Below are 18,488 nucleotides of genomic sequence, written 5' to 3' on the forward strand. Positions count from 1 at the left end.
CTAGCCATTGACCTCGACGTGCAGATAGCCTTGGCTGTAGTAGGGCAGCACGTTCATACCCAGCTCTTTGGCCGCCAGCACCAGATCGCCCAACGCCACGCCCGGACAGTACAGGTCTGCCGCGCAGCCACGTTTATGAAAGGACCAGCTTACACCGCCCACCTCCTCGTTTCGCGCCTCACAGCGTACCCCCGAGGTAATGATGACCGGACAATCGAAAGTGCACCGCAGCGCCTCTATTTTTTCAAGGAGCTCTGGGTTCATATTCACAGGCCAGCCATCGCAGTAGCCCGCACAATCGCAGGCATATTCCGACATCAGAAAATGTGTGGACGCGCGAGGCTCCAGGTCTTCAGGCGGCGCTGGAGCTTCCGGCGCAGATGGTGTCTCCGCGCCCATCTCCTCCGCAGGCCGGGGTGCCGTAGTTTCCGGCTCCGGCGCTGATACCTCTGGCTCCGACTTTGGCATGTCCTGAAAATTTGCGAAAAACACCGCGCTGGTAACAACGACCAGCGCAGCGGCCAGTGTGATAAAAATACGTTTATAAAATTTTTTCATATTTTTCCCTCGCACACCGTCTTTCATCGGTCTCTGCGCTCTCCTCAGCCGGCAGCGCTTCTGCCAGGCTTGCGCCCTCCGCTGTTTCTACATCCAGCGAAAACGCCGCCTGAACCGAGGTTCCCGGTCGTTTTTTGGCGCTCTGGACAAAGGCGTAAAAGAGCTGTTTTTTGATATAGGCTGGAAAATAACCGGGCTGCTCTGATTTAAAATCCTTTAAACGCTCCATAAAAAGGACGCAGGCCTCCTGATACGCATCTTCCAGCTGGGTTTTATCGTAAACATACTCGCTAATGGTGGCTAAAATCAGCGGTTTAAAGGTCAGCAGCAGCGTTTCCGCTGCCGCCTTGCTTCCTGCCTGCGCCCTTGCCACCAACACGCCGATCTCCGCGTACTTTTTACTCAAGCACACCCTCCTTCACTCATCCTCGCGAATGGACCGAATCTCCAGAACCGCCTCTGGAAAACAATCCTCCACCGCGCCGGCCGCCTCGTAAAAGCAATCCTCCGCCTCCTCGCGGCTTCTGGCCGACAGCACTTTGCGCACCCGGCATTCCCCTTCCACAGTGTAATGTCTCAACCGCCCTGTACAGGGTCTTCCTGCTCCGTATCGGTTTGTGTACAAACGCACCTCCTGAATTAATAAAGATTAATATATAATATTATTAATAATATTACTAATGGCGGACACCTGTGTCCGCGATGTTGCCGCTATCTTGTTCTTTTTGTCCACATTGCGGTCATATCTGGCCGCTTTACCCTATCCGGCATACTTATCCACAAGGCCGAAAACCGACACGGTTTCATCCGCCAGATTCTTCAGGCGCGTGGGCGCCACATTATCCGCAAAAGGGATTAAAGTATAAACGCCCTTGCGCCGGTTTTTAACCGCCTTCTGATATTTGAGCCGTCCGGCGTCTACCAGCTCCTTGCGGTAACGGCGGATATTGCGTTCGCTCCGCCCAAAGAGGCGCTCAATGCCCTCTGGCCGCACAAAGAACTCCACCCGCCACAGCCACCGTCCATCAATGGACGGCAGCGCGCAGCAATTGCACCGGTAAAGCAGGTAAATCCAAGCGCCACGGCCCCCTCCGAAAGCTTGCGGTCTGCAGGCAGATCGGATTGCCATTCGATAAAAGCCTCCAGCTCCGAAAAAAAATTCATGAAGCTCCTCAGGCAGCTGCCCTTTGCAAAAGGCGCTCCTCCACCATTTCGAGCCGCGTTTCAAGCTCCTGATTTTTAATGACCTGGAAAGCCAGAGCGCCTGAGAGCATCCGGATTGCCTCCTCCATGTTCTCTTTTTCCTCCTGATTTTTGTCTGCTTTTTCGCTTTCAGGCAACATCATCCGGGCCGCGTCGATCTCATGGCGGATGACAGGCAGCACGCAGATTTCCAGATAACGTTTAAAACCCGTGGCCGCCTTGCCGCCTTGTTTTTTAAGCAGGGCCATCACCCCTTCCTGGCTGATCATCAGCATATTGCTGGCACGCCCGCGGCGGTCTTTAATACGCCTTTTGCATATGGATGAGGCCGGTGCCTTCTTTAAAAAACAGCGGTAATCCCGGTTACCTAAATCTCCCGCGATCTCTCTTAAAACAAAATAGCTCCGGCTGCCCTCCTCATAGATATCGGTGTATACGCGCAGTTTATGGTAATCACTGCCAATACATTGTTCCAAAGTTGCTAAAACGGGTTTATTCATCCTACTCTACCTCCCATATATTCACTAAAGACTGGCCGCTGTAAAAACACTTTGCTATCTGCGGCATCGATTTAAAATAAGTCCGGCTGATCCATTCCCACTCATCGTAAAAGAACCACAGTCTGTCCTCGACTTCAGCCTTTTCAAAGCGCGCAAGGGCCATCCGGCGAACGCCGTCAGCTGTCATATACCAATCCTTCGGGCCGTTATCCTGCCGGGGCACCTGCATCTGAAGCAGATCCTGCTTTTTGCAGTGCCTGAGCAGAAACATTTCCGTTTCGTAGGGCCTTAGGCCTAAAACTTTTCCAACATCATAAATGTTGTAGAGCAGCGGATCATCGCTGAGCAAAACGTTGTTCAGCCAGATCATCTTCACCTCCTTAAACTCGGGTGTCTCTGCCCTGAGCAGCCGCTTTTCAATATCGGTCATTTCCCACTCGATTGGGCGGCTCTCAAAGGGCTCTCCCTCCTTGTGAAAGCACTGGCACTGCCCCTGCGCGTCTAAAAAGCGACAGTACAGCCTGCAGCGTGTTTCATCCGCCCGGTAAGCGCATTCTCTGCAGCCCTCAGACATCTGCTTTAAATCATACCAGGGCTCTTCATAAAACGCATTTCTTTTTAAATCTTCGTTCATACCATTTCCTTTCGGTTACTTTCGCCAGCGCTGACGTTAGGTTTAATTATAGCGGTTTTTTAATAAAGCGCATCTCGTCTCCAGGGGATGATAAGCAGTAAAAAAACATAAAACGCAGCGTTTTATATCTTTTTATGGCAATATTTTTCTCTTTAAAGTTTAAAAAGTATCGTGTTTTTTAATAACTGTAAACCTCTGCATTTCTGAGGAATAATGTTTTATTTTATGCGCTTCTGGTAAAACCGAAAAAGCTTCGTTCGGAGACGCTGTTTGATGATGCCACTCAAGACATACGCTTTGAATTCCGCATTCTTTACAGTGCAGCCATTCTCCGTAAACCGGCCAGTGGCGTTTAATAAACATTTCCCGGATGCGCCAGCCCTCGTCCAGCTTTTCCTGCACCCTGCAGGGCCGCTGCCGGTAAGGAATCGAAAAGCCCGAAAAAGTAACCAGGGCTCTGGCCCTGCGGTCATGCCCTCTGTATACCGCGTGCCAGTTAAGATAGCTGAACCGCTTTGCGCTCACCCAGGGCATATCCACCTTGACAGGGATGTACTCAAGCCCAGCCCCTAAAAAAATGACGTTATTGCTTCTCTTTCCTGCAAACCGCATGGTGGTCTTTCGCCGTCTTGCCATGTTTATATCCAGATACTCCCCGATACAGTCCAGAAAATAGCTGGTCTCCACCGGGATGATAAAAGCCTGTCCATCCCCATACAGCACCACCGTACCGTTGCCCTTTGCCTCACAGCACCGCAAAAACCCCAGCGGCGCGCCCGAAAACCGTAAAATCCTGCTGATATTTTCATCCGTCAGCCTGACCTGCCCATTGTCGAAGCCCATGGGCAGGGACTCGTATTTCAATTCTGTTATCGATTTCATTTTAACCTTTACTTCTCCTTTTTTACAATCTGTTTATATCCGACAATGACAAGCTTGTTTACACCAAGGGAAACGCCTCCTTTCTGGAATATAAGAGTATAAAAAACGGCAGGCGAAAGACGTATGGCTGTGCTTTCGCTTGCCGGATGGGTGGATGCTGGAAAGCATCTATTTACATAATTTCTTTAACTTTTCCAAAAGGATTGTTTTGTTCTTAAAAAATATTGCGCATAATAATATTAGTGCAATGCCACCTCTTATGAGAACATGGTTGTATGTAATGTTAAAAATTACAAAGCACACTACTACTATTAAAATTCCAAAAAAATAATTCTTTCTTTCAATATTAAATCCTTCAAACTTTTTCACCAAAATATTATGAAATATAAATAAACAAAAATAAGAGATTAATGTGGCTATAGCTGCTCCAATATTTCCAATTAAAGGCATAAGGAACAAATTCAAACCAATATTTATAATGGATGCGGCTACCGTCCCAATTGCAATCCATCTTGTATTTTGCTTGTATAATTCATAATTTGTTGCAAACATAGATAAATAATAAAAATAGATTCCTATGATAATTATAGCCGTCAATCTCCCAGCACTCCAATAACTTTCGGGGCCTAAAACTTTCATCGCTTCAGGTATTAGTAACATTATTAAACAACATAAAACGCTAATTATATTAATATATTTTTTTGAAAACTTGTTGATATCAATACTGTTTCCCTTTTTTGTGTTTTCAAAATACCATGGTACCCATGCATTGTTTGTTGCGTTCCATAGTGTTAATAAAACCAATGCAATATTATATGCGAAAGAATAGATGCCGGCTTCATAATCACCCAAAATTTTTTGAGACATTATACGGTCGGATTGGTTTAAAATCAAACAAGACAACGAATTAATAACTGAAGGTAATGCTAAAGGTAAACAATAACTCCAATTTTCTTTCGATATATATTTTTTTCCTTTCAGCATTATGATAATAAACAATATAATTCCTAGTAAGCATGTAATGATTGCATTTCCTAAAATTTTTCCATAATAACGATCCGTATTCATATTGTATATCAAAAATAAAGACAAAACTATCGTTACTACAGAATAGCTTAATGATATAATTAATGATTGCGTTGCTTGTCCTGTTTGTATTAAATATGTATTATAAAATTGTTGAACATAGCTAAAAAAAGCTTGCACAACCAAAACTACCACTAAAAACTCAGTCATATTTAATAATAAAGCTAATAGCTCTTTAAATATAAAACTAATAGTTAATACAACGATAAAACTTATAGTTGACAAAAAAAGAATTGAAGATATGTATTCATTAAATTTTGTTTTATTACGATGCACGTATCTTGGGGCGATTGATACTAAAGTTTGCATGCCTATAAAATTAACAAAAATATTTAACCATGCAGCAAAAACAGAAGTGATACCATAATCTTCTGGGGTTAACAGCCGGGTAAAGATTGGTGTTGTGATAAAGGCTAAACCGCTAGTTAAAAAGCTGCCGAATACATAAATGATCGAGGACGTCAAAAAAGAATTTTTAATTTTCATTACCAAATGCTCTTTCTTTGATTAACATCTCAGCCATCATAAAATCAAAACGATCATCAATATCGACCGAACTCTGTTTATCCATAATCACAGCAAAACTTTTATCATCGTATACTTCGGTATTTGTCATTAAATGCTTTGTTTTTATAATATAAACAGCACCATTGACCCGATAATAAATCGGTAAATCCTGTCTTCTTTTTCCAGTAATGACTTTATCAAAAAAATTGCTCATATTGCCATCTTCAGGCAGTGTATTTTCCCATAATGGCGAATGATCGGTTTCGCATACCGACACTACTGTATTCGCACTCTTTTTGATAAATATCTCCAGTGCGTTTAAAATATCCTTTTCTGTTCTGAGTGGGGAGGTTGGCTGCAAAAGCATACAAATATCAAACCTCTGCTCCAGCTTTTCGTATTCAATGACCGCTTCTTTGACGACATCCCAAGAGGAGGCCGTATCTGTCGCTAATGTATTGCGCCTTAAAAAAGGAACATTGGCACCATATGATTCTGCTATTTCTTTATACGCTTTTGAATCGGTGGATACAAAAATTTCGTCAATTGCTTTTGTCTTTTGAGCTGCTTCAATCGTATATGCCAGCAAAGGCTTACCGTTGAGCTCTTTAATATTTTTATCAGGAAGCCCTTTGGAGCCGCTGCGTGCTGGTATTACTGCGAGAATCCTTTTTCCTTTATACATTCAAAACCTCTATATCATAAAACTTCTTTTTCAAATCAATCCGATCATTCATCAAAAAATCAGTGAGCACTTCACTCATCTTGTCACTGGTCTTTCCATCGCCGTAAGGATTTACCGCATCCTGTATGCTTTCCCTGAACTCTGGATCATTCGCCTGATCCATTGCCTTTAGGACAGCGTTCTTTTCAGGCACACAGTTAATGACGGTTTTTCCCTGTATCCTTCCCTTCTGGCGGTCACCGATATTGATGGTGGGGATATGAAAGCTAGGGACCTCAATCAAACCGCTGGAGGAATTGCCAATGACCATCTGCGCGTATTTTAAAGCGCTCAGATAACGGAGCATGCCCAGGGATTCAAAGGCAATGGCATTTTTGTGCTTACACGCATAGTCATCGATCTTCTGGTTGATGATTCTTCCATGGGCATCGGAATTAGCTTTGGTGAAAATGAACTGCATCTCCGGATGGGCATCACAGGCACTTAACAGGGCGTCAAATTGTTGTTCAACCTGGTTTTTTTCTAAGGTGACGGGGTGGAAGGTAATCACTGCGTAGGGCTTATCCAGTTTTAACGTAATACTCGCCTCCAGTGCTTCTTTTGAGAGCAGCTTTATCGAAAGAATATTTTCGACTCCCATGGCGCCGACTTTAAAGACACGTTCAGGCGCTTCGCCTAGCTGGATCACCCGCTTTCGGTATTCCTCAGTACTGGTAAAATGCAAATAGCTCATTTTAGTGATTGCGTGGCGGATGCTCTCATCAATGGCCCCCTCGGTTGTCTCTCCGCCGTATAAATGCGCAATGGGAATCTGCGCGTTCATGGCGGCACAGCAAACAGCTAGGGTTTCGTAACGGTCACCTAAAACAATGAGCATATCAGGATTGGTACGGTCAAAATACTCTGCAAAGCTGATCATGGCCAGACCCATGCTTTTGGAGATGGAGACTGGCGTGTCAGAGCTCATGAGAATCTCGATTTTCTGATCAATGACAATCTTATCTTTTTCAATTTCACGGTAGGTTAAACCAAACTCTGGCGAGAGATGGGCACCTGTTGCGATGACTAGTACATCAAAACAGGGATTTTGATCCAATTTTTTGATAACAGGACTTAAGAGGCCATACTCTGCCCGTGTTGCGGTAACAATACATATTTTTTTCATACTTCAATCAACTCATCCTCTGAAAAGTCACGTGTTGCTTTCTGATCGAGAACCTGGCGCCACCGCATGGCGCTGATACCAGTTCCGGGGCGTTTGGTGGTAATGTTTTGTTCTGTAAAAACCTCTCCTTTTTTAATGGGCTGGCTGGCGACAATACTCTTTCGGGCAATCGCCATATTTTTAATCTCTGAAGGTGTTGGCTTTTTATCCCCGGTTCCAATGGCTTTTTCAATATTGCGGATAGCCTGAACCATCACCTTGAGCTCGGATGGTTCCAGACTGGCTTTGTGGTCGGGGCCTTCCATATTACGGTCTAAGGTAAAATGTTTTTCGATAATCGTCGCTCCCATGGCAACCGCCGCGATGGGAACCTCAATGCCTTTTGTATGGTCGGAGTAACCTATAGGCGTATTAAATTCTTTTTTTAAGGTTTCCATCGCTTTAAGATTGACATCCTCCATGGGCGTCGGATACTCGGTATTACAGTGTAAAAGAGATATTTTACCCGCACCGTTCTCTCTTAGCACGGCGAGGGCCTCGTCGATTTCATCCAAGGTACACATGCCGGTGGACATGACAATATTCTTATGAGTCTGGGCGATTTTAACCAGATAGGGATAGTTTGTAACTTCGCCCGACGGCAGTTTCCAAAAGGGCATATCCAGCTGGTTTAAAAAGTCTATGCTTTCAAGATCAAAGGGGGTGGACAAAAACTGAATGCCTTTTTCTTTTGAGAAATCCTGAAGCTCCCGAAAATCATCAAAGCTTAACTCCAGTTTTTTGACCATTTCTAACTGGCTTTCATCGGCACTGCCGGTATTTTTAATCTGATATGCTGCTTTCTTGGCCAAAGAAGATACAACACGCTCTGATTTAAAGGTTTGAAACTTGATGGCATCTGCGCCAGACTCTCTGGCTTTAATAACCATTTCTTTTGCCAGTTTTAAACTTCCATTGTGATTGACGCCTGCTTCCGCGATGATATATACTTTCATATAAACTCCTAATGTCTCTTAATCGGTTTTGCCGGTGCTCCCACAGCGGTACAGTTATCTGGCAAGTCTTTAACAACAACAGATCCAGCCCCTATAATCGTGCTCTCACCAATTTTTACACCTTGAATAATATTAGCGCCTGTTCCAATTTCAACATTTTTACGAATGTTCACATTTCCTGAAATATTAACGCTTGGGTATAAGGTGCAGTAATCCTCAAGAATAGCTGAATGACCAACAGTTGAGTCCAAATTAATGATAACATGGTTTCCGATTACTGCATTAACAGTAATGATTGAACTTGCACAAACGATGCACCCTTTACCAAAAAAATTCGAATCTGAATAGATCACAGATGGATCAATCAAGGTGGGAAAAGACACTTGTTGATTGACAGATATTTTTGATATGATTTTTTCTCGCAACTTAGCATTTCCAACAGCACACACTGCGTATATTGGATGTTTTTGATTAATCAGCCATTGATCATCACCAATTACTTTTTCTGCATTTTTTTCCTGGTCAACAAAACCAATAAAATTCCATGTTTTTTCGTTTTGATTAATTCTTTCAATTAACCATTCTACTTCTGATGCAAATCCACCAGAGCCTAATATTACAATATCTTTCATTATTATAAACCTCTTATCGACGTAGCCCATTTTTATTGATTAAGTCTATACGCCCAAGTCTTTCCGCATTTCTTCCATCTCCTCAAGCTGCCCCATATCCATCCAGGATTTCTCGCTCACGGGATAAATGGCCACTTTTTTGCCCTGCTCCCGCTGTTTCTCAACAATGTCTGGAAAGCCGATGCTGACATGCTCCTCAATATCCTCTAAAACTTCAGGCTCTACAAGATAAAAACCGGTGTTGGTCAAGAAGGAATACTCGGGTTTTTCAATCATATCCGCAATATCGCCGCCTTCCCCCATGGTGATAACACCGTAAGGGATGGTAAAATGCTTGTAGGCGCAGACAATGGTGATGGTATTGCCGTTTTTTCTGTGAAAATCCAGAATATCACTGTAATCGGCTTTGACAATAATGTCACAGTTTGTCAGGAAAAAGGGCTGGTGGATTTTTCCCTTTAACAGGCTGAGACCCCCTCCTGTACCTAAAGGCTCGGTCTCGTCATAGTAAGTAATCTGGCCTGCTATCTCCGTTTCGGCAAAGTAAGCTTTGATCATTTGCTTTTTATGATTGACGATCAGATGAAACGCGTCACAGCCAAAGTCCATAAACCGATTGATGATATGCTCCGCGATGGGGAGATCGCCAATGGGAATGAGGGGCTTAGGCAAAACCTTGGTGTAAGGATACAGCCGTGTGCCCTTCCCTCCTGCCATCATGACTACCGGCAATTTAAGCTTTTGTCTCTCCTCCAACGCGCCATTGTTCAAAAAACAGATTCCCTTTATAACTTTCTCATGATCCACAATCGGGATGGAGAGAATATGCTTTTCACGCATGGCCTGCTGTGCCTGCTCTCTGTCCTCAACGAAAATATATTTCGGGCTGTAATTAGCAATCGCTTTGATAGACTCTTGCAGTTGTCCACCTTTCAACAGGTGTCTGCGAATATCCCCATCGGTTAACGCTGCCAGGAGCCGGCTCTTTTCGTCCACCAGATAAAGGATGCCCTTGCTCACGGTGTCCAGTTGTTTCATGGCCTTGAGAACGGTTTTGTTTTCGTTAATAAATAGATCCTGAAAATGCATGGTGGTCTCCCGTTGTTATTTTATATTACTGAGGGTTTCAAGCACTCGATCCACTTCCTTTGCAGTCAGGTTACTGCTACAGGGCAGATTGACAATACGCTTGTGATAATCTTTTGCTTTTTCGATTTCGAAAGTCCTACCCTTCTGGTAGGGCTTTTGTTCATGAATCAAGCCCCAGATGGGTCTTGTCTGGATATTATTTTCGGACAGCCTTTCGATGATTGTCTCTTTTGAATATTTTTCTAAATCTTCTATATACAGGCTGTAAAACCAGTAATTCGGCTCGATGGCTTTGTTAAAAGGCAGCAACTGAAGACCATCCAGTGTTCGAATGCCCTCTTTATAGTGTTGGTAGTTTACCTTTTTAACCACAATAAAATCATTGAGCTTTTCAAGCTGAGCGACCCCGACAGCTGCCTGCAGATTGGTCATACGGTAGTTATAGCCCACATCGCCGTGGATAAAGTTGATGGCGTCGTTTTTGGCCTGGGTTGAGAGATACCTTGCTCTTTGGCTCAACACAGGATCCTTGGTGACCATCATTCCACCACCACCGGTAGTAATAATTTTGTTACCGTTAAAAGAGTAAACGCCAATATCGCCAATGGTTCCGGCATATCTTCCGGCAAAGTCTCCTTTTGTATAATATGACCCTAATGCTTCGGTTGCGTCTTCAATGAGAACCAGGTGGTACTTGTCCGCAATCATGACGGCTTTTTCCATATCGGCCATGTTTCCAAAAACATGAACCACAATTGCTGCTTTTACATGCTTTTGTGTCTTAAGATGAATCAGCTCTTCATCTTGTAATTTGCATTCTTCTTCGCAAAAGCGCTGAAACTTGTCCATGTCCATACAAAGGCTGTTATCACAGTCCATAAAAACCGGTGCAGCGCCTATGTATTTCACGGGATTGACGGCAGCTATAAAGGTTAAGGTCGGCACAATAACCAGATCGTCAGCGGTGACGCCTGAAAGAAGCAGTGCCAGATGGAGGCCAGCAGTCCCACTCTGGCAGGCAACAGCTGTATCCACATTCAGATAGTCGGCGATCTCTTTTTCAAACCGGTCGATGTAAGCGCCGCCCGTGGAGACCCACTCTCTTTCAAGGGCGTCGGTCACATATTGGATTTCATTGCCTTTGATGTTTGGAACGGATAATGGGATAAATGGTTTCATGTCACACTTCCTTATACGTTGTAAATGTCGGTTTTATAGGCATCCAGGTTTTCACGCATCCACTTGATGGTTTCCTCAATCCCTTGTTTAAAGGTATACTGGGGTTTCCAATTGGTTAAGCGCATGATTTTTTCATTGGAACCGAGCAACCGATTGACTTCACTTTTTTCTGGCCGGAGACGCTGTTCTTCACATACAATTTTTGCATTTGGATTAATCTGGTTAATGATTTCCTGTGCCAGCTCACCGATAGAGATTTCCTGCTGTGTCGCAATATTGATTTCCTCGCCAATCGTTCTATCCGACTCAGCAACTTTAATAAACCCATTGGCGGTGTCTTTAACAAAATTAAAATCCCGGGTCGGTGTAAGCGAACCTAATTTGATCTCCTCTTTACCTGCCAAGAGCTGGCTGATGATCGTTGGAATAACGGCTCTGGCGGACTGCCTTGGACCATAAGTGTTAAAGGGGCGCACAATGGAAATTGGCATGTCAAAACTGCGGTAGAAGCTTTCTGCCAGACGATCTGCGCCGATCTTAGTGGCCGAGTAGGGCGATTGACCCTGGAAAGGGTGGTGCTCGTCAATGGGCACGTACCTGGCAGTTCCGTAAACCTCGGAAGTGGATGTTACCAAAACCCGGCTGGTTTTCAAATCTCTGGCTGCCTGCAGGATATTTAACGTCCCCTTGATATTCGTATCTACATAGGAATCCGGTGAATGATAGCTGAATGGGATAGCGATCAAAGCAGCCAAATGAAAGACCATGTCCACACCTTTCATGGCAGTTCGGACACCGTTTGGGTCACGGATATCGCCGGTAAAAATCTCAATTTGATCCATTTTTTCCTTAGGGATGGTGTCCAGCCATCCCCAGTTGTTGAATGAATTGTAGTAGACAAAGGCTTTAACGTTGTAGCCTGCTTCGAGTAGGGCTTCGGTTAGGTGGCTGCCGATAAAGCCATCAGCACCGGTGATAAGTATTTTTTTCATTTTATTCCTCTAAATATTCTTTATTTTTTTTTTCTATAGCACTTATTCGTTTCTCTATTCCAATATATTGCTCCATATTTTTAAAGATCCTTTTTAATTTTTGGTTTTTTATATATTTACTTATTTTTATTTTAAATGTTTTTACTACTAAACAAGCTAAAGAATAGAACGAACTTGAAACGTTTCGAATTCTATAACTCATGATATCTCTTTTTTTAATTTCAAAATCATCTCCATTATTTTTATTCAATAATTCAATAATAAAATCACCCAATACTTGATAGACAGGAATTTTGCCGCTATTTTTGTAATAGTTTTCTATTACTTTATGATCTATGGGAAACATTGAGTTATCTTCTTCATCAATATTTTTTATAAATTCTTCTTTTTTAGTTATAAAACGCGCTTCATTCATAATTTCCACTTCCAAATCTTCTGGTATTTTTAATGGCCTTAAAATATTGCAAGCTTTATTCATATAATAAATCTCCGCGATTGAAGTACTAAACCAATTATTGATGATATCACAAACTTTTATCCATTGTTTTACTGTTAAATTATCAATCACATGAAAATTTTTATATTTTAAAGAAATTTTCTTCAAATATTCATCAATAGTCTCCAATGGATGTGGTCTATAAATAAATTCTATCTGCTTATTACTTCTTAATAGATCAGTAATCCAACTTATTATCATTTCTCTACTTTTTTGAGATATAAGCACAAAATCATTCATATCACAGTAAGTATTTTTAATTTCATCTAATCTTTTTTTCGACAAAGTCGCATATGAAAAACTTGAAATAAAAATACACCACTTTTTTTTAATATCCAAATTATATTTTTCACTTAATTCATTTTTATTTAAATAGTACTCAGAAAATTCATTTCTACAAAAATCGAGTTGTATTGCTCCTGATAAAAGTAACTTGGAATCTTCGAGGTAATTTAATCTACTTTTTGTTACCTCTCCCCAACAAATATGATATGCATTTTTTGCAATTCCTTTAATTTCTCCTATACCATTTTTTAAAGTCCGATTACTATAAATTTGTTCCCATTGCAAATTTACAATTTTATTTATTTTATTCTTAAAACTACAAAATCTTATTATATTATCAGTGTTGCGTAACCAAGGTACAACAACCACCATAGGTTGATATTTTAATATTGTTTTTAAGTACTCTGGACCGTAACTATCACTTATAACCACTGAATATCCTTTTTTTTCTAAATATTTTTTTAAAACGACTAAAGACTCTAACTCTCTTACTTCTATTTCGTAAAACAACACAAAGTCAACATTCATTTATTTCTCCACATTTTTTTGCAATACCCATATTAAGACTACGGTGATAATATAAGGCCACATTATGATGAATTCACCAGTAAAATAATTTCCAAAGAAAGACATATATATTGCTTTTTGCAATAGCGCTAATAACAAAATATAGGAAGGGTATTCCTTTGCTTTTTTATAGATTACACCTATAAAAGAAAAAATTAGCATTGGATATACTATTATGCCGATTAACCCTAAGTCATGATAGAATCCATATAAAAAAGTTTTTGAATTAAAAAACATTAATGTATAATTGATAAAATAATTTTCAATGTTTAGGTTCCAAAAATACAAAATAGGTTTAAATGTATAAATAACCAAGGTATAAGGCGAACCTTTGTTTATTAATTGTAATAAATTTTGATAGCCAAATGTTAAATAAGTATATATAGAACTAAATGTACTATTTTGAGATATTGCATTAAATACTAATGATCCTTCATTTAACCTCATTTGGGATATTATTACAAAACCCGTTAATAACACTATTAATAAAATAATAAGCATTTTAGGTTTTATTTTATATTTAGAATGATAGATCAAAAGGAAAGCTATAGCCATATCAAGTAATGTCCCTCTTGAGATAATTACTGCATATGAATAAAAAATACCAATTAGAATAACAAAAATATTATATATATTTTCTTTAACTCTTTTATTTTCATCATAAATTAATTCAAAAAAAGAAAAAACTGAGCAATAAGGCAATAAGTATGCCCCATAATGTATTCCTTTTAATGCCACTACTAGATCTTTGGCATCACCTATAAATTGATTAGACAAAAGACCGGGTAATAAATAGTTTTGTTCTCTCCATTCTAAAAAGGCGCAGTACAAAGCACAGAAAAAAATTAATTTTGTTAGGGCTTTATAAACAACGTTAATATTGAAACTTTTTTGATTATACCAAAAGTTATTTTGCTTACCACTAGTTTTTACTATTCCAACCAATGCTATTGAATATCCACTTAAACATACAACTGCATACATTTCTAAATTCCACTTTGTTTGCAAATTACTTAAATGTATACAAGCTAATCCGGAAACAGTAAACCAAATAATTAAAAAAAGACTAAAAGGATTTAGAATATCTTTTGTTTTTAAATAAAAGAAAATATATAACCCTACTCCATTTAATAAAAGAAAAACAAATGACATAATTACTCCGTTCAGTTATTTTTAGTATAAAAATCTTTATATTTAAGATACATATTCTTGCGAGAATAATTCAACCGTTCAAATTCAAAATATTTAGCTCTATTATTAACAACATTAATTCCTTTTATTGTTTTTATTTTTAAATTATTTAAATCACCATAGTTTACAAATAATCCAAAATTTACAGGTGTAGTCTCTTTTGTTCCCCCTACATCAAATCCACAAACCGGCGTCCCACAGCATATCGCTTCAACACAAGTGGTCGGAAAGTTTTCGCGTTCGCTGCATATAACAAACACATCCGCCATCGAATAATACTCTGCCAGTTCGATCTGATTATCTGTGCGTCCCAAAGCAATCACGTTGTCTGGAAATTTTTCACTTAAATCTTCAACACCAATCAGAATAAATTTGACATTCTCACCCTTCATCATTTCAGCCAACTCTACCACATATCTTCCACCTTTTCTTTCACTCATAAGATCTGGAGCAACGGCTAAAATAATTTTTTCATCGGTTAAATGATGCCTTTTTTTTAGATGCTCAAAATTTCTAGGATAAAACACATTTTCTGTATCCACTCCATTATGGATCACCTGTATACCTTTGTCCCCCAAAAAGGATTGTTTCGCCCGGTCTGCCAGCCACTGGGAGGGCGTAATAATGGTAAGATTTTCAAAATCAGACAGCAGGTTCTTTTTATCCCTGAACATCTTTTTTGTAAAATCAAAGAAGAAACTTTTGGGATAATCTTTTAAATGAGGACATTTTCCACACTCGGTCTTCCAGTTTTCACATTCATAGGCATATCCACACTTTCCGGTATACATAAATTCACAGTGAAAGGTCCAAATCGTTTTGATTTTCTTTTCTTTCAGGTATCTGATCACTGGCTTTAGATTCACAAAATAGGCGTGCAACTCGTGGATATGTACCACATCCGGCCTGAACGCTCTCATAAATTTCAAGAGTCGTTTGGTTGAAAAATAAGAGTAGCATCCTGTCAGACCAGTCATCCGTGTTAGGCCCGCATGAATCTTTGTTTCCAGATCATAGCCAAATTTATAGATATTCGGCTCATTGATCTTTTCGCCTCTGCCATAGCAAACAGCGGAGATATGCCCATCTTTTATGAGCTGTGTATGTAAATCATAAGCAATTTTCCCGGTACTTCCTGACTTACAGTTGACATCAATCTGTAATACTCTCACTCTTTCGTCTCTCCCTAAACCGAATAAATACCGGCTTTTATCAATTCATCTTCACTGGGCGCAGTAATCAATACCGCTTTTAGTCTTCCGTAGTAAACAAACATACTCCCACCAGCCGCTGCATGAGCGTGGCCTTCCTTCAAAACAACCTTTAAATCTTCAATACCACCTGCGCCGCCGCATGCTGTAACCGGAACCGAAACTGCTGATGTAACATCTTTTACCAGCTTAATATCATATCCCTGCATCATACCATCGCAGTCGATCGAGTTAATAAAAATTTCACCAACGCCAAGCTGTTCGGCTCTTTTCGCAAGATCTGATGGAGTTATGTCAATCGTCTCCTGTCCGTCACCGATCACACATTTGTAATTACCCTTCACCAGCTTAGCATCAATGGAGGCCACCACACTTTGACTTCCGGCCAGTTTGACGGCTTCTGTTACAAGGTTTGGATTTTCAACCAGAGCGGTATTGATGACGATCTTTTCATATCCGATCGCAAGCAGCTTTCGAATCTGCTCAATCGTTTTTATGCCGCCACCATAGCTCAGCGGCATAAAGGCCTGGCTTGCAATATCTTCAAGCAATTCAAAGTCGGGCTCTGTGTTTCGCTTTGTTGCAGAGATATCCAGAATCGAAAGCTCATCAATTCTTTTTCGGTTAAAAATTTTAACCGCATTGACAGGATCCCCCAGATAGGTTGGCTGCTTAAAATTTATTGTTTTGATTAAATCCCGGTCATCAATCAGAAGCACAGGGATAATTCTCGGTCTCGTAAACATTCCTAGCACCTCCTGACAAAGTTCTCAAAAATCTTCATGCCAAAATCGTGACTCTTTTCGGGATGAAACTGAGCGCCATAAACATTGTCTTTGAAAACGGAGGCTGCAAATTCATAGCCATAGTCACAGGTCATCAGGACGTTTTCCTCGCTGTCGCATACGGCGTGATAAGAATGGACAAAGTAGTACCGCTGAGTGCCCTGAATATCCTGAAGCAGAGGAACGTTCTTTTTGAACGCGACAATATCCCAGCCCATATGCGGGATTTTTAACTGTTTTCTAAGGTTCTCATCAATATTTGAAAAGTCAAATCGCACATTGTCAAAGGGAATTAGTCCTAACCCTGCTTTTTTTCCTTCTTCGCTTTTGCGTCCAAGCAGCTGCATCCCAAGGCATATCCCGAGTATTGGCTTGCCACTCGCTACCTCGCGCTGAATAACTGAGTCGAGCCCTCTTTTTTCAAGCTGCTCCATACCGGCATCAAAAGCGCCAACCCCCGGAAGGATAAGCCTTTCTGCATTATGTATTTTTTCTGCGTCACTTGTAACAATCGTTTTTTCTCCGATCGCTTTAAGCATGTTAGCAATGGAGCCAAGGTTTCCTAAACCGTAATCTATAATTGCGACCATACTCTCCTACCTTATATTTCTATTTTCAATGCCGAGAAGCTTACAGGCTTTCACTGCCAGCTTGATTAACCAGAAAGTATTTTTATAGTCCTGAGGTGTCTTGTTCTCTCCGGCAATAATTTTTTCAAATTCTTCTGTTGATATGCCGAGCTTTTTGGCAATATATTCTTTATCCTGTTCCATCATATCCGGATCATAGGCTGGCTGTTTCAGGAGTTCAATCGCTTCATCCCGAGTCATGGTACCTGCTAATATCTGGTTGGAATAGACATTTTTTCTGGTGTCAAATCCAAACTTTGTCGGTAAATAATAACCTTCGAAGAACCGGGTAAACACATTTTCATAGTGTTTATTTTCATATCTCTCCCAGCCATATTTTTCATGGAGCATGATCTCTGCCTCTGCTTTGTTATAAACCACATAATCTAGGGGATAGACTCTCTCCATGCCATAGATATATTTATAAAGCAATCGGTACTTAAACATGCCACACTGCGGAAAGGTCTTTAAAGGGATTCTGCCGTATTTATTATGGATATCTCGCATCATTCTTATATCATTCATATAAATCCATTCAACAGGCGGGCGAATGAATTCCGTAGCATTATTACTTCCTGTAAGGACATACTTGATATGATGTTTTGTTGCATAATTGTATAAGCTTGCAAAAATAGCATGATCCTGTAAAAAATCCTGTGAAGAGATCTGAGCCTTGAAAAAGGACAGTTGGAGATCTGCCATTTCCTTCCAATTGATTACCTCAGTATACATATCAAGCTCCAGACCTTTTACAATCTTTTCAATATTTTCTACTGCCACATTTAAATTCCAACCGGTATCCACCACAAAAGCCAGTGGTCTTAAATGCATCACTTCTTTTGCAATATAAGCCAGATAGGAGCTGTCTGCGCCGCCGCTTAATCCGAGAATACAGTCATAATCATGTCCCTTTCCAGCTTTTCGAATTTTATCGGCTATTTTTTGAAGTTCGTCCATTCTATTTTCATTGGGATTCCAGTAAGGACGTATATTTTTTTCAAAGTTACGGCAATGGTCACACACACCTTTCTCATCAAAGGTAATCTTTGAATCGGTGGTATCCATGACACAGTTGGTACATACCTGATAGTCTCGTTTCTCGTTTTCCATCGAATCTCCCTTCTTTTATTCTTCTATTCTGTTCATGGTTGATGCCATGTCGTTTTCTTCACAATCCCCGCATAACTCTGAATCACCTTCACCACCTTCACACTCAC

Annotated in this window: 21 protein-coding genes; all 21 read right to left on the reverse strand. The window is 40.7% G+C overall.

The features are described from left to right. The 21 genes from DW091_RS13120 to DW091_RS13220 all read right to left on the reverse strand — a co-directional run bounded on the left by DW091_RS13120 (position 1) and on the right by DW091_RS13220 (position 18,381). Positions 1–558, reverse strand: a complete 558-nt coding sequence (locus DW091_RS13120; protein WP_187368470.1) for a D-Ala-D-Ala carboxypeptidase family metallohydrolase — start codon at positions 556–558, stop codon at positions 1–3. Next, positions 542–964: a hypothetical protein gene (locus tag DW091_RS13125; protein WP_158577894.1), complete on the reverse strand. Its 423-nt coding sequence runs from the start codon at positions 962–964 to the stop codon at positions 542–544. The genes DW091_RS13120 and DW091_RS13125 overlap by 17 nt, the downstream gene beginning before the upstream one ends. A 12-nt stretch (positions 965–976) precedes the next feature. After that, positions 977–1,183: a hypothetical protein gene (locus DW091_RS13130; RefSeq protein ID WP_058694120.1), complete on the reverse strand. Its 207-nt coding sequence runs from the start codon at positions 1,181–1,183 to the stop codon at positions 977–979. Between the two features lie 135 nt (positions 1,184–1,318). Next, positions 1,319–1,687: a hypothetical protein gene (locus tag DW091_RS13135; protein ID WP_118518353.1), complete on the reverse strand. Its 369-nt coding sequence runs from the start codon at positions 1,685–1,687 to the stop codon at positions 1,319–1,321. 43 nt (positions 1,688–1,730) lie between these two features. Beyond that, positions 1,731–2,261, reverse strand: coding sequence for a hypothetical protein (locus tag DW091_RS13140; RefSeq protein WP_118518354.1), 531 nt, complete (start codon positions 2,259–2,261; stop codon positions 1,731–1,733). A gap of 1 nt (position 2,262) precedes the next feature. After that, the gene (locus DW091_RS13145; protein ID WP_118518355.1) at positions 2,263–2,895 is read right to left on the reverse strand and encodes a hypothetical protein; all 633 of its coding nucleotides are present in this window, start codon (positions 2,893–2,895) and stop codon (positions 2,263–2,265) included. 159 nt (positions 2,896–3,054) lie between these two features. Continuing rightward, positions 3,055–3,777 carry a hypothetical protein gene (locus tag DW091_RS13150; protein ID WP_118518356.1) on the reverse strand — a complete coding sequence of 241 codons (723 nt, stop codon included), beginning with the start codon at positions 3,775–3,777 and terminating at the stop codon, positions 3,055–3,057. Positions 3,778–3,945: 168 nt separating this feature from the next. Next, complete coding sequence (locus DW091_RS13155; RefSeq protein WP_118518357.1) at positions 3,946–5,349, reverse strand: oligosaccharide flippase family protein; 1,404 nt, start codon at positions 5,347–5,349, stop codon at positions 3,946–3,948. After that, positions 5,339–6,055 carry an acylneuraminate cytidylyltransferase family protein gene (locus DW091_RS13160; RefSeq protein WP_118518358.1) on the reverse strand — a complete coding sequence of 239 codons (717 nt, stop codon included), beginning with the start codon at positions 6,053–6,055 and terminating at the stop codon, positions 5,339–5,341. The genes DW091_RS13155 and DW091_RS13160 overlap by 11 nt, the downstream gene beginning before the upstream one ends. Beyond that, positions 6,048–7,220, reverse strand: a complete 1,173-nt coding sequence (neuC, locus tag DW091_RS13165) for a UDP-N-acetylglucosamine 2-epimerase (protein ID WP_118518359.1) — start codon at positions 7,218–7,220, stop codon at positions 6,048–6,050. The genes DW091_RS13160 and neuC overlap by 8 nt, the downstream gene beginning before the upstream one ends. Further along, positions 7,217–8,215: an N-acetylneuraminate synthase gene (gene neuB / locus DW091_RS13170; protein ID WP_118518360.1), complete on the reverse strand. Its 999-nt coding sequence runs from the start codon at positions 8,213–8,215 to the stop codon at positions 7,217–7,219. Before neuB ends, neuC begins: the two co-directional genes overlap by 4 nt. 8 nt (positions 8,216–8,223) lie before the next feature. After that, positions 8,224–8,847, reverse strand: coding sequence for an acetyltransferase (locus DW091_RS13175; protein WP_187368471.1), 624 nt, complete (start codon positions 8,845–8,847; stop codon positions 8,224–8,226). 45 nt (positions 8,848–8,892) lie between these two features. Further along, positions 8,893–9,936 carry a sugar phosphate nucleotidyltransferase gene (locus DW091_RS13180; protein ID WP_118518362.1) on the reverse strand — a complete coding sequence of 348 codons (1,044 nt, stop codon included), beginning with the start codon at positions 9,934–9,936 and terminating at the stop codon, positions 8,893–8,895. Between the two features lie 15 nt (positions 9,937–9,951). Continuing rightward, on the reverse strand, positions 9,952–11,115 hold the full coding sequence (locus DW091_RS13185; protein WP_118518363.1) for a LegC family aminotransferase: 1,164 nt from the start codon (positions 11,113–11,115) through the stop codon (positions 9,952–9,954). Between the two features lie 11 nt (positions 11,116–11,126). Beyond that, on the reverse strand, positions 11,127–12,107 hold the full coding sequence (locus tag DW091_RS13190) for an NAD-dependent 4,6-dehydratase LegB (protein ID WP_118518364.1): 981 nt from the start codon (positions 12,105–12,107) through the stop codon (positions 11,127–11,129). A 1-nt stretch (position 12,108) separates the two neighbouring features. Then, entirely contained in the window at positions 12,109–13,416 is a 1,308-nt protein-coding gene (locus DW091_RS13195; protein WP_118518365.1) for a surface carbohydrate biosynthesis protein, read from the reverse strand. Continuing rightward, positions 13,417–14,607, reverse strand: a complete 1,191-nt coding sequence (locus tag DW091_RS13200; RefSeq protein WP_118518366.1) for an O-antigen polymerase — start codon at positions 14,605–14,607, stop codon at positions 13,417–13,419. It abuts the gene before it with no gap. A gap of 11 nt (positions 14,608–14,618) precedes the next feature. Next, positions 14,619–15,818: a glycosyltransferase gene (locus tag DW091_RS13205; RefSeq protein ID WP_118518367.1), complete on the reverse strand. Its 1,200-nt coding sequence runs from the start codon at positions 15,816–15,818 to the stop codon at positions 14,619–14,621. Between the two features lie 14 nt (positions 15,819–15,832). Beyond that, complete coding sequence (locus DW091_RS13210) at positions 15,833–16,603, reverse strand: AglZ/HisF2 family acetamidino modification protein (protein WP_118518368.1); 771 nt, start codon at positions 16,601–16,603, stop codon at positions 15,833–15,835. Positions 16,604–16,605: 2 nt separating this feature from the next. Then, positions 16,606–17,232, reverse strand: a complete 627-nt coding sequence (hisH, locus tag DW091_RS13215) for an imidazole glycerol phosphate synthase subunit HisH (protein ID WP_118518369.1) — start codon at positions 17,230–17,232, stop codon at positions 16,606–16,608. Positions 17,233–17,238: 6 nt separating this feature from the next. Further along, positions 17,239–18,381, reverse strand: coding sequence for an N-acetyl sugar amidotransferase (locus tag DW091_RS13220; protein ID WP_118518370.1), 1,143 nt, complete (start codon positions 18,379–18,381; stop codon positions 17,239–17,241). Positions 18,382–18,488 lie beyond the last annotated feature (107 nt).

Origin of the sequence: Eubacterium sp. AM05-23 (genome assembly GCF_003477535.1) — a bacterium.
In the GTDB taxonomy this organism is placed as follows: domain Bacteria; phylum Bacillota; class Clostridia; order Eubacteriales; family Eubacteriaceae; genus Eubacterium; species Eubacterium maltosivorans.

What these genes read in the sequence shown, in the direction of transcription:
- DW091_RS13120 (WP_187368470.1), bottom strand. Translation starts at nt 558, where the DNA reads ATGAAAAAATTTTATAAACGTATTTTTATCACACTGGCCGCTGCGCTG.
- DW091_RS13135 (WP_118518353.1), bottom strand. Translation starts at nt 1,687, where the DNA reads ATGGCAATCCGATCTGCCTGCAGACCGCAAGCTTTCGGAGGGGGCCGT.
- DW091_RS13140 (WP_118518354.1), bottom strand. Translation starts at nt 2,261, where the DNA reads ATGAATAAACCCGTTTTAGCAACTTTGGAACAATGTATTGGCAGTGAT.
- DW091_RS13145 (WP_118518355.1), bottom strand. Translation starts at nt 2,895, where the DNA reads ATGAACGAAGATTTAAAAAGAAATGCGTTTTATGAAGAGCCCTGGTAT.
- DW091_RS13150 (WP_118518356.1), bottom strand. Translation starts at nt 3,777, where the DNA reads ATGAAATCGATAACAGAATTGAAATACGAGTCCCTGCCCATGGGCTTC.
- DW091_RS13155 (WP_118518357.1), bottom strand. Translation starts at nt 5,349, where the DNA reads ATGAAAATTAAAAATTCTTTTTTGACGTCCTCGATCATTTATGTATTC.
- DW091_RS13160 (WP_118518358.1), bottom strand. Translation starts at nt 6,055, where the DNA reads ATGTATAAAGGAAAAAGGATTCTCGCAGTAATACCAGCACGCAGCGGC.
- neuC (WP_118518359.1), bottom strand. Translation starts at nt 7,220, where the DNA reads ATGAAAAAAATATGTATTGTTACCGCAACACGGGCAGAGTATGGCCTC.
- neuB (WP_118518360.1), bottom strand. Translation starts at nt 8,215, where the DNA reads ATGAAAGTATATATCATCGCGGAAGCAGGCGTCAATCACAATGGAAGT.
- DW091_RS13175 (WP_187368471.1), bottom strand. Translation starts at nt 8,847, where the DNA reads ATGAAAGATATTGTAATATTAGGCTCTGGTGGATTTGCATCAGAAGTA.
- DW091_RS13180 (WP_118518362.1), bottom strand. Translation starts at nt 9,936, where the DNA reads ATGCATTTTCAGGATCTATTTATTAACGAAAACAAAACCGTTCTCAAG.
- DW091_RS13185 (WP_118518363.1), bottom strand. Translation starts at nt 11,115, where the DNA reads ATGAAACCATTTATCCCATTATCCGTTCCAAACATCAAAGGCAATGAA.
- DW091_RS13190 (WP_118518364.1), bottom strand. Translation starts at nt 12,107, where the DNA reads ATGAAAAAAATACTTATCACCGGTGCTGATGGCTTTATCGGCAGCCAC.
- DW091_RS13195 (WP_118518365.1), bottom strand. Translation starts at nt 13,416, where the DNA reads ATGAATGTTGACTTTGTGTTGTTTTACGAAATAGAAGTAAGAGAGTTA.
- DW091_RS13200 (WP_118518366.1), bottom strand. Translation starts at nt 14,607, where the DNA reads ATGTCATTTGTTTTTCTTTTATTAAATGGAGTAGGGTTATATATTTTC.
- DW091_RS13210 (WP_118518368.1), bottom strand. Translation starts at nt 16,603, where the DNA reads ATGTTTACGAGACCGAGAATTATCCCTGTGCTTCTGATTGATGACCGG.
- hisH (WP_118518369.1), bottom strand. Translation starts at nt 17,232, where the DNA reads ATGGTCGCAATTATAGATTACGGTTTAGGAAACCTTGGCTCCATTGCT.
- DW091_RS13220 (WP_118518370.1), bottom strand. Translation starts at nt 18,381, where the DNA reads ATGGAAAACGAGAAACGAGACTATCAGGTATGTACCAACTGTGTCATG.